A 13,319-nucleotide genomic window follows, 5' to 3' on the forward strand; every position below is an offset into this window, starting at 1 on the left:
TTCAGTTCCTCTCGCCAAGCTCTACACACAATTGGAACATCATCATGTCTAATGCCAATCGTTATACTGGTTTAGTTGACCGCTATCGCGACCGTTTACCCGTATCTGCAACTACTCGCGCAATTTCTTTGGGCGAAGGTAATACACCACTGATTAAGCTTGAGAATATTCCACGCATTATTGGCAAAAATGTTGAAATTTATGTGAAGTACGAGGGCTTAAACCCGACTGGTTCATTTAAAGACCGTGGTATGACCATGGCTGTAACAAAAGCAGTTGAAGAAGGCTCTAAAGCAATTATCTGTGCCTCTACAGGTAATACATCTGCTGCAGCGGCTGCTTATGCTGCACGTGCAGGCATTAAAGCATTTGTGCTCATCCCAGAAGGCAAAATTGCCATGGGTAAAATGGCACAAGCGATGATGTATGGCGCGGTAACGATGCAAATTCACGGTAACTTCGATGACGGTATGCGTCTTGTAAAAGAAGTTGCAGATCAAGCACCAGTTACGATTGTAAACTCAATCAACCCATACCGTCTGCAAGGTCAAAAAACCATTGCTTACGAAATCGTTGACGAATTAGGTCGTGCGCCAGATTACCACTGCCTACCTGTAGGTAATGCGGGTAACATCACAGCACACTGGATGGGTTATACCGAAGCTGTGGCGAATCAGCCTAAAGAAGAATTTGTACAAGTCGTTTATGATCCTGAAACTGATCAATTCACAGGTCCAAAACCTGCGGGTCTACCAACAATGGTGGGTTACCAAGCTGCTGGCGCGGCACCATTCCTACGCGGTGCACCTGTAGAAAACCCTGAAACAGTAGCAACTGCAATCCGTATCGGTAACCCACAAAGCTGGAACCATGCTAAAGCAGTAGTCCGCGATTCAGAAGGCTGGTTCGATGAACTCCAAGATGCTGAAATCTTAGAAGCACAGCGTCTACTGTCTATGTACGAAGGTGTATTCGTAGAACCTGCTTCTGCAGCGTCTATCGGTGGTGCGATTCGTGACATTAAAGCAGGTAAAATTGCTGAAGGTTCTGTGATCGTATGTACTGTGACAGGTAACGGTTTAAAAGATCCTGACACTGCCATCAAGCAATGCCAAGATGCAGTAATGTTGTCGATTGATGCAACTATGGATCAAGTTCGCGATTCAATTCTGTCAAATATGTAATTCATATGCTGACTAAATAAAAAAGCCCTGCTCTTGCAGGGCTTTTTATATCTTGCATTCACTTCAGCATTTAAACGTTGAGTAAATCCAAATACTGAAAGAATGAAAAATCTGAAATCTTATTAAATACGTTTTGGTAACTGGCTCGCCCAATTCATTAAACGTGTCGCATCATTGGTTCGTGCAACTGAAGAATCCGCACCCAATAACACCACTACCGCTGGACGGTTATTCAATGTGGTATGCATCACTACACAGCGCCCTGCTTCATTAATAAATCCAGTTTTTGAAATATTAATATTCCAACCACCATTACGCACTAAAGCATTAGTATTGTTTGATTTCAACACGCGGTAGCCCAAATTAAAGTCATAACTTGGTGTGGTTGAAAATTGACGAATCAAACCATACTGCGAAGCGGTATTCACCAAAATACCTAAGTCACGTGCCGAAGCGACATTGCCTGGGTGCAAGCCAGTCGATTCTACATAATGAGTCGAGTTCATCCCTAATGAGCGTGCTTTCGCATTCATCGCTGCAATAAATGCAGAACGACCACCTGGATAAGTACGTGCTAATGCCGAAGCCGCTGGGTTTTCAGATTTCATCAAAGCAAACAGCAATGCTTCTGCACGATTCATACTGTCGCCAGCACGCAGCGTTGAACTTGAGCTTTTACAACCTGAACATGAGAAATCAGACTGTTGTAAGGTAATCTTTTCAGACATGTTTAATCGGGCATCTGAAATCACTACTGCTGTCATGAGTTTGGTAATTGATGCAATCGGTAAAGCGGTATTGCTATTTTTGCTATATAGCACTTCACCAGTTTGACCATCCATAACCAGTGCTGCACGCGCATTTACAGAGGGCTGTCCTGCGTATTGATTGGTATCAATAATACGGACCGTTTTCGATGGTGCTGTCTGTACCACGCCGCCTGTACTACGTACAGAAGTAGTCACTTTCGTTGACCCTTGAGGAGATGGCTCTTCAGCGCTATAAGACACGTCACCGTTGAGTAACTGGTTTGCATCTTCAGATGACCAGCTAATATTTGACTGCTGATTTGCAGCACTATTCATCACAATTTCAGCAGAACTGAAACTGCTCATACTGAATAAAATTGACATGCCCAAAACGTGCATGAAGGATTTATTTAATTTTTTCACCATTGCTCACTCAACTCAGGATACTAAACATTTGCGCAAGACCAGCAATATGCCGTACATTGGTCACAACTACGAACATTTTTTGCTCACACATTGTGTATGAAGTTTTTCATTTCATATAAGAATAGGATTGCTAATTTTGTCGTTTCATTGCAAGCTTATTTTGCTTTATGTAACAAAAAAAACAGATTTTGATTTGAGGGAGAGTGTAGGTGATCACAGTTTTGGTGGTAGATGACCATGAATTAGTCCGTACTGGTATTTGCCGTATGCTCGAAGACCATGCAGATATCCAAGTCATTGGACAAGCCGAATCTGGTGAAGATGCGATTACACTTGTTCGCCAACACCATCCAAATGTTGTTTTATTAGATGTCAATATGCCGGGGATCGGGGGGGTAGAAACCACACGTCGCCTACTTCAAACAGCGCCAGATACAAAAGTCCTCGCCGTCAGTGGACTAGCTGAAGAACCCTACCCGTCTTTATTGTTAAAAGCAGGTGCCAAAGGCTATATCACCAAAGGTGCACCAGTTAATGAAATGGTCCGTGCGATTAATAAAGTGATGCAAGGCGGCAAATATTTCAGTGCAGACATTGCAGAACAACTGGCCAGCTCATATTTGTCTGATACACAACAATCACCTTTTGACGCCCTGTCTGAGCGTGAAATGCAAGTTGCCATGATGGTGGTCAATTGTATTAGTGCACAAGAAATTTCCGATAAATTATTCGTTAGTGTTAAAACAGTGAATACCTACCGTTACCGCATTTTTGAAAAACTGAATATTGATAGTGATGTCAAACTAACTCACTTGGCGATTCGCTACGGGTTAATCAAACCTTAACACAACGTACATCCAGTTACTTATGACACAGCGTTCAATTCATAGTGAATTGAACCAGTATCATTTAGGCCTTTGGTACAGTGCTTATCGCTTTATCATCAGTGCCTGTCTGTTACTGGTCTTTTTACTGACCTACACTCAATTCACTTCAGATTATGAATACCCACGTCTTTACCTATATGTATTGACGATTTATTTGCTGTTTACCAGCATTCAATTCATGTCACTTGGACGTTTCAAAGTCCGGATCCCAAACCAGTTACTACTGTTATTCATTGTAGATGTCATTTCGCTGAGCTTACTGACCTTAGCCATCGATGGGCCTAATTTACATTTGAGTTTGCTGTTTGTGATTACGATTTTTGCAGCATCCCTGTTATTAGATGCCCAAAAAGCTTTGGTCATCACCCTCATCGCTGTGATTTGCGTGGTGTATCAACTGTTTTTAGGTTCAATTCTTGAATTTACCTCACTCAAAAATTTAACCAACAGTGCGATTTTGGCTTTTTTATTTTGTGTGGTGTATGGCAGTGCACAAATTGCCGTGAAACGTTTCCAGTTATTGGAAAATCTGAATTTTTCGCAATCCTTAGAGCTCCATCGGCTACAAAACATTAATCGCTATATTTTAGAACAGATTGACACGGGCTATTTAGTATTGGATGAAAACTGTCATGTGGTGCTGAGTAATCCTGCTGCTTGCCATTTACTCGGTATGCCAAATTCTTATCATCATGACCAATATCCACTGTATACCACGCAGCCAGACTTATTTGAATTACTCAAATTTGAAGATTTAAAAAGCGGTGAAAAATTCCAATTTGAATCACAACAAAGCCAATACCACATTCAGGTACTCGTACAAAAACTCGTTGTGCCGCATCAAATGCTGACCTTGCTGATTTTACAAGATGCACAAAAACTCAATCAGCAAGTGCAACAATTAAAATTAGCTGCTTTAGGGCAACTCTCCGCCAGTATTGCCCACGAAATTCGCAATCCTTTAGCGGCAATTGTGCATGCCAATGATTTATATCCGCAAAGTGATACCGAACAACAGCACATGTTGAATCATATGATTTCACGTCAAGCGGTGCGGATTGACCGGATTATTCAAGACACCCTAAATATGGTGCGCAATAAGGAAACCCATCCGACTCGTCTGAATCTAGAGCAATTTTTACCGCTGTTCCTACAAGAAGATCTGGCAGACATTCAACAGAACATTCGGCTCAATGTACAGGCCAAAACCTTGATCGATTTTGATGAGGCACAGTTCAGACAAATTTTAATCAACCTGATTCGTAATGCGATTCGCCATAACAATCCGGACATGTCGTATATCGAAGTGGTGGCGCGTACGGATCAGAAAAAAGTCCAGATCGATGTCCGAGATTTCGGTCATGGGGTTGCTTTACAAAACCGCGCACAGTTATTTCAACCATTTTTTAGTACCGAAATTACTGGAACTGGTTTAGGATTATATCTTGCTCATAGCTTCTGTGAAGCGAATCAAGCACAGCTTTCCTATGTAGAACAAAAACAGGGAGCTTGCTTTAGGCTTGAGTGCTTACAAGCTGTTATTTAATTGTTTTTAGGGGAAAACTGTGGATTCACAACCACTGGTATTGTTAGTTGATGACGAAGAAGACTTATGTATGCTGATGCAAATGTCTTTATCAAGGATGGGGGTTAAAACGCATGTTGCACATCGCCTCGATGAAGCTAAAAAAGCCTTGTCTACCTATAGCTACGATGCCTGCCTAACAGATCTCAACTTACCCGATGGTAATGGTCTACAGCTCTTAGATTGGATGAATGAACACTGTCCTGCCCTGCCTGTTGCTGTGCTAACAGCCTATGGCAACATGGATATTGCCATTGCCGCATTAAAGGCGGGAGCATTCGATTTTGTCAGCAAACCGATCAATCCGAAACATCTTGAACAACTGCTACAAAAAGCCCTGAATAAGCCTTTGGACGAAGACATTACTTCGCAAGATGCTTTAGAACATAAAATGTTGATTGGTGAATCGCTTCCAATCCAGCAATTGCGTCGAACATTAAAGAAAATTGCACGTTCACAAGCACCAGTTTTTATTACGGGTGAATCTGGTACGGGTAAAGAGGTCGTGGCCAATCTGGTTCACCGTTTAAGCAACCGTAATGAAGGGCCTTTTATTGCCATTAACTGCGGGGCAATTCCCACAGAGTTAATGGAAAGTGAACTTTTTGGCCATAAAAAAGGCAGCTTTAGTGGTGCCACCCAAGACAAGCAAGGTCTGATTCAATCTGCACATGGTGGTAGCTTATTTCTGGATGAAATTGCCGAATTACCTTTAGCCATGCAAGTTAAACTGCTACGTGCGGTACAGGAAAAACGTATTCGCCCCGTAGGTTCAGACTGTGAAATTGATGTTGATTTCCGTGTGATCAGTGCCAGTCATCAGGACTTAGAAGCGCTCGTCCAACAAGGTCGATTCCGCCAAGATTTATTCTTCCGTATCCATGTGATGGATTTAGTGTTGCCTGCCTTACGTGAACGTGGCGACGACATCCTCTTATTGGCACAACATTTTATTCAAAAAATTAGCCATGAATGGGAAATTGCCACTAAGCCTCTGACTGAACGAGCGAAAAACTTCCTACTCAACCAATATTATCCGGGTAATGTCCGTGAACTCCGTAATATTATCGAACGTGCCATGACCCTCTGCGATGATGAGCAAATTGATCTTCAACATCTGCAAAGTGCGCCATTAAGACAACCGAGTGCTCAGTTCAATTCCGCTCCAACAACGAATGATTCTGCACAGCTTGCTGCAAACAGCAACGAACAGAGTGTGGTTCCTCGTAAACTACCTGAAGAAGGTTTAGAACTCTTTTTAGAAAATATCGAAAAAGAAGTGCTTATGAATGCGTTGAATTTGACTCACTGGAACAGAACACTTGCCGCAAAAAAATTAGGTATGTCATTCCGTTCATTACGCTATCGTTTGAAAAAATTCGGTTTAGATACCGAAGACGAAGAGTAAAAGTTTTCCAGCGTATTGCTGTTTATTTTTGATTCAGCAATAACTCTGCAACATGATCGACATAGTGATCTTCACGTGCATCATGTTGCAGCGGATAGTTATAGTCTGGCTGCACTCCAATTCCTTCAATCATTTTGCCATTCGGTGTCAGATATTGCGACACAGTCATTTGTAAAGCCGCACCATTACTCAATGGAAATAGTTTTTGAACCACACCTTTACCATAACTTTTCTCACCCGCTACCCATGCACGTTTATGCTCTTTTAATGCTGCGGTAAAGACCTCTGCGGCAGAAGCAGAACGATTGTTGATTAAAATACCAACTTTCATATTTTGAAATTCAAAACTCGGTAAAGCCTGAAACTGTTGGTCACCCTCAGATCGACTTCGAGTCGACACAATAATGCCCTGATTCAAAAATAAATCGGCAGACTCTACTGCTGCGGACAATAACCCGCCGGGGTTATTTCTTAAATCAAACAATACGGCTTTGACACGTGAACCATGACTTTCAATTAAACGCTTAATTTCATTGGCTGTATCTTGTTGAAAAACTTTAACGTGTAAAACTAAAACCTGATTATTTAATAATTTAGATTCTATATCTGTTTCAACTTTAGTGTTTCTGACCAAATTGACCGGTTGACTTGCAGTTATCAGCTGTAGATTCAGCGTCGAGCCTATACTGCCGGTAAGCAGGTGTCGCACTTGATCTTGATTGAGTTTTTTGAGTTCTTGATCATCAATTTTAAACACCGCCGCGCCATTTTTCAGACCTAGCTTTGCTGAGTCGGCATCAGGCTTTAAATTGGTGATGACCCATTGCTGTAGACCTGCATCAAAGCGCAAATTGAAATCGACACTCGCAATATCCCCTTCAGTGTATTGCAAAAGCTGCTTATAGTCTTCAGGTGAAAGATATCGTGAATAGCGGTCTAAACCACTGACCATGCCTTTGATGGCTTGTTGGAATAATGCATCGTCATTTTTTTCAACTACATAATTTTCTTTGACAATGCCATAGATTTGAACAAATTGTTGGATCGATTCGACAGGTACTTCGGCATAACTTTGTTCATAGCTGCCATCAAATTCATCGAAAGCCGACTTTGCTTTGTCGGCTCCCCATGTCGAATGACTAAAACACAGCAGCAAGGCTGTAAGGCTTACAACTGACGTCCAGTGTGCTTTAGTCATTCATGCTTCCTTACATTTTAAGCTTCAAGAGTAATCAAGTTACGACCTTGCATTTCTGTTGGTACAGGAATGTGCATAAGCGTTAACATTGTCGGCGCTACGTCAGCCAAAACACCACCTTCTGCAATTGTTGCATTGGTCGGACCAACATAGATAAACGGCACAAGTTCAGTGGTATGTTGAGTATGCACCTGACCACTTTGGTAATCCTGCATTTGCTCTACGTTACCATGATCGGCGGTCACGAGCATGTGACCTTTATTTGCCATCACAGCTTCATATACACGACCTAGGCACGTGTCTACGGCTTCAACTGCTTTCACTGCTGCATCAAACACACCAGTATGGCCAACCATATCACCATTGGCATAGTTCACCACGAGTAAGTCGTACTCACCTGAGTTAATTGCGGCAACCAACTCATCAGTGACTTCATAAGCACTCATTTCTGGTTTTAAGTCATAAGTCGCAACGTTTGGTGATGGAATTAAAATACGTTTTTCACCCGGATATTCATCTTCACGACCACCACTGAAGAAGAAAGTAACGTGTGCATATTTTTCAGTTTCAGCAATACGCAGTTGTGTTTTACCCAAATTAGACAGGTATTCACCAATCGAGTTATGCAACGCTTCTGGCATATAAGCCACAGGTGCATCAATTGTTGCTTGGTAACGTGTCAACATGACAAATTTTGATAAAGCGGGAACCACTTTACGTTCAAAACTTGCAAAATCTTTTTCCACAAAAGCTTTGGTAATTTCACGCGCACGGTCAGCACGGAAGTTCATAAAGACAACGCTATCACCATCTTGGATCGGTGCTAAATCACCAATACGCGTCGCTTTCACAAATTCATCTGATTCTTCAGCAGCGTAAGCCTGCTCTAGACCTTCAACAGCAGTCGCTGCAGTGCGCACTGCTTCACCTTCAGTTAATAGGCGATAGGCTTGCTCAACACGATCCCAACGGTTGTCACGATCCATTGCAAAGTAACGACCAATCATGGTGGCAATACGACCTTGACCCGGATACTGAGCAAACAGTGCATCTAATTTTTCAAGCGAAGGTTGTGCGCTTTTTGGTGGCGTATCACGACCATCAAGGAATGCATGAAGATACACTTTTGCACCGCGTTTTAATGCCAATTCAGCCATCGCCACAATATGATCTTCATGTGAATGCACACCACCTTCAGACAACAAGCCCATGATATGTACAGCACGATTTGCAGCTTTAGCTTTTTCAACCGCATCGACTAAAACGTCATGTTCAAAGAACGCACCGGTACGAATATCTTTGGTAATACGAGTAAAGTCTTGATACAGCACACGTCCTGCACCAAGGTTCATGTGGCCCACTTCAGAATTACCCATTTGACCATCAGGTAAACCAACGTCTTCGCCAGAGCCTGAAATCAATCCATGCGGATGCTTTTCCTGCATTGCAGTCAAGTTTGGTCGTTTTGCTGCTAAAAAGGCATTGTCCTCGACCGCTTCGCGATGACCCACACCATCCATAATTACCAATACGTGTGGGATTTTGCCAGCAGTTGCATCCGTCATAATGAACACTCTTTCGTTTATAAATTAATCATACTATCTTACCGAATTTTCGGTGAAGACTCTATGTGACAACCATGGTTTATCTAGGTCATCAACATTGTTTTACTCAATCTTGCATGCACTTAACGTGCGCGGTGCAGCAGATAGCCACCCGCTACAAACATCAAAATAATCGGTATAAAGACGAACCATGCAGGCGATGGCGCGTACACCAAACTTGCATAACCCAAGAAATCTTGTAAGTAGTAAAAACCCAGTCCAGCAAATAAGGCAATCACCAAGCGGAAACCCATCGACTGTTGACGTAAAGGTCCAAAAATAAATGAACACGCAATTACCACCAAGGCAATTAAAGCAAAGGGCGAACCAAACTTTTGCCAAAACGCCAATTGGTAAGTTTTCGGGACTTGGCTATATTCATGCATATAGCTCATAAAGCTCACCAATTGACTCGGTGATAAATCTTCAGGGTCAATGGTAACCATATGCACATATTTAGGTTGCAACGCCAATGAAAGCGGCTGTTCAGCATTTTGCTTCGCTACAGCATCACCCGTCGCTAATAGATCCACTTGGGTTGAATTTTGTAGCGACCAAGAGCCATTTTGGACAAAATTCCCTTGCTCCGCATCCAAAGTGCCTCGCAAACGATATTTCTCATCAAAATCAATAACCTGAACATCTTTAATTTGACCTTGCGAATTGGCATAGTCAATATAAATAAAGCGCTGACCTTCACGCGACCAATAGCCTTTGACTTCACCCAACTCAGCCGCAGTGCGGTGACTTTTGACGCTTTTGGCTTGTTCATTGGTATAGGGAATGACCCATTCGCTTAATGCAAAGGATAAAACCACCAAAATGAGTGCCGAACGAATCACCCAGCCCACAATCCGCCAAAGGCTGATGCCGACCGAACGCATGACAATCAATTCACTGTTTGAAGCTAGAGTCCCTAAACCCAGTACCGCGCCAATCAAGGCTGAAATCGGTAAAATTTCATATAAATAATTCGGTGAACTCCATAACACATACTGCAAAGCATTCCATGCGTTATAGCCTTCTTTCAGCGAGCCCAATTCACCTAAATAAGTAAAAAGCACTTGTAAGCCAGCCAATACTGCTGTCGCACCAAGCATGGCTAAAGCAGTAGTTTTGGTCACATGTTTTGCAACTATACGACGTGCCAACATTTTAAGACCTCACTCGCTGAATTTGTTTCTTAATTTTGGGCGCTAATTTTTGTTTACGCGAGAACAATGCTGCTGCAATGCCGTAAATCACTAAGACCAGTGGATAAGCCCAAATCCCCATTTCATCTTTACTGATCCGCGTTTTGATCGCCATTAAGGCTACGATTAAACTGGCAAAAATAAGTAAAGCTGGGAACAGTTTCAGGTAACGCCCTTGACGAGGACTCACTTCAGACAAAGCGGTAGCGAGTAATAACGCCACCAAAATAGCGAACGGCACAAATATCCGCCAACCGAGTTCACTGGCAACCACAGGATCATGACGGTTATCCCATAACTTCGAGGTTGGTAAAGCTTCTACTTCGGTACTTTCAAATTTTGCTTCTTTATCATTTTCTAAACGTAAACGATAACTTTGGAATTCAGCTTGAGAATAACGCGGTTGCCCCGGATAGATTTCGTAACGGCGGCCTTCAACCAAATCCACCACATTGGCATTATCATCGGGCACTTCGACGCGGGTCGCTTCCTTCGCCAAAATAATGACATCAGGCTTACCCTCTTTTTCTGCACGCTGATAGAAGAAAATATCTTTTAAGTTTTTACGGTCTTCTGACAAGTCGCCTGCATAAATGGTATAGGGCCCAGAGGAAATAAACTCTTTCGGTCGAACCAAGTCAAAGCCTGTTCGTACCGCTTGCGAAGTCGTTAATGCTTCAAACTGACGGATGCCCCAAGGCGATGCCCACAGCATCAAAAATGCTTGAACAGCCATAATGACCACGGTCATTGGCACCAATAAACGTGACAATTGATTTCGACTGACACCACTACCATTGAGCACAGCCATTTCATGATCGACATACAGACGACCAAAGACCAACATCAGACCAATAAAGAAACCGAGCGGAAGAATTAAGGTTAAAAACTCAGGCAAACGGTAGCCAATGATGCTAAATAAAATACTTGCATCTAAACGACCCTGCGCCGCCACACCAAAGTACTTGATCAACCGACCACCCATCATGATCAAGGTCAATAAGGCAATCACAACCAGTGATGTCGACACCACTTGCTTGACCAGATAACGCCGAATAATCAAATTAATTCTTCCAAAAATAGGGCCAATAAAAACTAGCGTTAGTTTACCCGAATGTAGAAAATATAAAACCTATACCCTTGTTGCTCATTGAAACTCTATTCATATAAATGTTTCAATGGTTTAATGGTTTATAAATTTAAAAAGGCATAAATACCGCACATGAAACTTTCTATTAATACGTCATTCCAAGCGAATGCGTCCAGCCAATATTTGTTGATATTAGTAGATTCTGAGCACGTTACAAATGCAGCTACTTCATATCAAATCAATGATTTAGATAATTTAATTGAAGCAACTCAATTTAAAGCAGCACTCAATGAAAGCCTGCCTTTGGTGGCGAACATTGCCGCTTGTCGCAATAGCGCTCTTTTAGGCCTCGGCAAAGTTGCTGAATTACAAGTCAATAAATTTGCAAAAATTGCACAAACTATTATTAAAGCGTCACAAAAAAAATTCAAACAGATCAGTGTCGATATCTCTGCCCTACCACAAGAACAACATTATTTATTTGCACTTAGCCTGACGCAAGCGGCTTATGCATTTGATGAATACAAGTCTAAGAAAAATGAATTTGTTTTGGAGCAGATCCATTTAATCGCTGCTGAAAGTCCATTAACCACTGCACAGCTTGAATTAATTTCTGCAGTGCAATCAGGTCAAAGTTTTACTCGTGACTTAGGTAACCGTCCGGGCAATATCTGTTTTCCTGAATATTTAGCCGAACAAGCTCAAGCACTTGCAGCTGAATTCCCAGATCAACTCAAAGTGACTGTACTCGATGAACAGCAAATGGCTGATCTCGGTATGGGTGCTTTCCTTGCTGTGAGTAAAGGTTCTGACCGTCCAGGCCGTATTATTACCATCGAATACCTTTCAAATCGTGAAGAAGCCCCTGTAGTGCTTGTTGGTAAAGGCGTGACTTTTGATACTGGTGGTATCTCACTTAAACCAGGTGCGGGCATGGACGAAATGAAATTCGACATGTGCGGTTCTGCATCAGTTTTGGGTACCATCCGTGCGCTGTGTGAAGCGAAATTACCAATTCATGTTGTAGGCGCAATTGCTGCTGCAGAAAACATGCCGTCTGGTCATGCCACTCGCCCGGGTGACATCGTGACAACCATGAGCGGTCAAACCGTTGAAATTTTAAATACCGATGCCGAAGGTCGTTTGGTTCTGTGCGATACCTTGACCTATGTAAAACGCTTTAATCCTGCACTGGTGATTGATATTGCAACCCTCACTGGTGCATGTGTTGTGGCATTAGGTTCAGTCCTTACTGGTATGTTCACTCCGGATGATGAACTTGCGGCTGAATTGACTGCTGCGGGTCAACACAGCTTTGACCGCGTATGGCGTATGCCAGTGATTGAAGATTATCAAGAACAACTTGATTCTCCATTTGCAGATATTGCCAACATTGGCGGTCCAAAAGCAGGTTCTGTAACAGCCGCATGTTTCCTTCAACGCTTTACGCGTGAATACCGTTGGGCGCATTTAGACATTGCGGGTACTGCATGGAACTCAGGTGCAAATAAAGGCGCAACAGGTCGTCCTGTGCCATTATTAATGCAATTCTTAGCGAATCGTGCTCAAGCGAATGGCTAAAGTTAGCTTTTATTTATTTGAAAAAAGTCCTGAACGACAAGTCGAAAGCACTTGTCGTTTATGCCGTAAGATCCTGCGTCAGCCTGTACGTATTTGGCTACATTGTGCTGACCCAGACTTACAGCAACAACTTGATGAACGCCTGTGGAGTTTCGATCACACAGGTTTCATTCCCCATGGTATCGATCAACCCGAGGCAACGGTCTGTATTTCTGCCCAATTGCCTGAGCAAGCCGACTGGATTGTGTTTAATTTTAACGATCAAGCACTTGAACAGTTCGCAAGTTTTAGTCACATTATCGAAATTATTGAAAATAACGAACCCGCTAAAATTATCGGGCGTGAAAAATATAAACAATATCGACGTTTGGGCGTTCAACCACAGACCCATAAACTTTAACGTGATATTGGTTT

11 protein-coding genes are annotated in these 13,319 nt (G+C 42.5%); 6 read left to right on the top strand and 5 right to left on the bottom strand.

What is annotated here, in order from left to right; genetic code table 11:
* Positions 1–44 precede the first annotated feature (44 nt).
* Complete coding sequence (thrC, locus tag FTU13_RS04505) at positions 45–1,184, top strand: threonine synthase (protein ID WP_078192584.1); 1,140 nt, start codon at positions 45–47, stop codon at positions 1,182–1,184.
* A gap of 122 nt (positions 1,185–1,306) precedes the next feature.
* Here the strand turns inward: thrC and FTU13_RS04510 are convergent, their stop codons facing one another.
* Positions 1,307–2,356 (bottom strand): serine hydrolase, encoded by a 1,050-nt coding sequence (locus FTU13_RS04510; RefSeq protein ID WP_143221671.1) that lies wholly within the window; start codon positions 2,354–2,356, stop codon positions 1,307–1,309.
* A gap of 212 nt (positions 2,357–2,568) precedes the next feature.
* Here FTU13_RS04510 and FTU13_RS04515 point away from each other — a divergent pair, with 212 nt between their 5' ends.
* From FTU13_RS04515 to FTU13_RS04525, 3 genes are read left to right on the top strand one after another with little or no spacing between them, the layout of a single operon-like run.
* Positions 2,569–3,204, top strand: a complete 636-nt coding sequence (locus FTU13_RS04515) for a response regulator (RefSeq protein ID WP_111884856.1) — start codon at positions 2,569–2,571, stop codon at positions 3,202–3,204.
* A gap of 22 nt (positions 3,205–3,226) precedes the next feature.
* Entirely contained in the window at positions 3,227–4,792 is a 1,566-nt protein-coding gene (locus tag FTU13_RS04520) for a PAS domain-containing sensor histidine kinase (RefSeq protein WP_180126978.1), read from the top strand.
* 19 nt (positions 4,793–4,811) lie between these two features.
* Complete coding sequence (locus FTU13_RS04525; protein ID WP_180126980.1) at positions 4,812–6,239, top strand: sigma-54 dependent transcriptional regulator; 1,428 nt, start codon at positions 4,812–4,814, stop codon at positions 6,237–6,239.
* A gap of 22 nt (positions 6,240–6,261) precedes the next feature.
* Here the strand turns inward: FTU13_RS04525 and FTU13_RS04530 are convergent, their stop codons facing one another.
* The 4 genes from FTU13_RS04530 to lptF form a co-directional block, all read right to left on the bottom strand.
* Positions 6,262–7,437 (bottom strand): S41 family peptidase, encoded by a 1,176-nt coding sequence (locus FTU13_RS04530; protein ID WP_180126981.1) that lies wholly within the window; start codon positions 7,435–7,437, stop codon positions 6,262–6,264.
* A gap of 17 nt (positions 7,438–7,454) precedes the next feature.
* Positions 7,455–9,002: a 2,3-bisphosphoglycerate-independent phosphoglycerate mutase gene (gene gpmI / locus FTU13_RS04535; protein WP_180126983.1), complete on the bottom strand. Its 1,548-nt coding sequence runs from the start codon at positions 9,000–9,002 to the stop codon at positions 7,455–7,457.
* Positions 9,003–9,124: 122 nt separating this feature from the next.
* On the bottom strand, positions 9,125–10,195 hold the full coding sequence (lptG, locus tag FTU13_RS04540; protein WP_180024238.1) for an LPS export ABC transporter permease LptG: 1,071 nt from the start codon (positions 10,193–10,195) through the stop codon (positions 9,125–9,127).
* Between the two features lies 1 nt (position 10,196).
* Positions 10,197–11,297, bottom strand: coding sequence for an LPS export ABC transporter permease LptF (lptF, locus tag FTU13_RS04545; RefSeq protein WP_180126985.1), 1,101 nt, complete (start codon positions 11,295–11,297; stop codon positions 10,197–10,199).
* 159 nt (positions 11,298–11,456) lie between these two features.
* Here lptF and FTU13_RS04550 point away from each other — a divergent pair, with 159 nt between their 5' ends.
* Both FTU13_RS04550 and FTU13_RS04555 read left to right on the top strand, forming a co-directional pair.
* Entirely contained in the window at positions 11,457–12,905 is a 1,449-nt protein-coding gene (locus tag FTU13_RS04550) for a leucyl aminopeptidase (protein WP_180126987.1), read from the top strand.
* A complete protein-coding gene (locus tag FTU13_RS04555) occupies positions 12,898–13,305 on the top strand; it encodes a DNA polymerase III subunit chi (protein ID WP_078192594.1) in 408 nt (135 codons plus the stop codon). The genes FTU13_RS04550 and FTU13_RS04555 overlap by 8 nt, the downstream gene beginning before the upstream one ends.
* Positions 13,306–13,319: the final 14 nt, after the last annotated feature.

It is taken from the genome of Acinetobacter sp. YH12064 (genome assembly GCF_013419735.1).
In the GTDB taxonomy this organism is placed as follows: Bacteria; Pseudomonadota; Gammaproteobacteria; order Pseudomonadales; family Moraxellaceae; genus Acinetobacter; species Acinetobacter amyesii.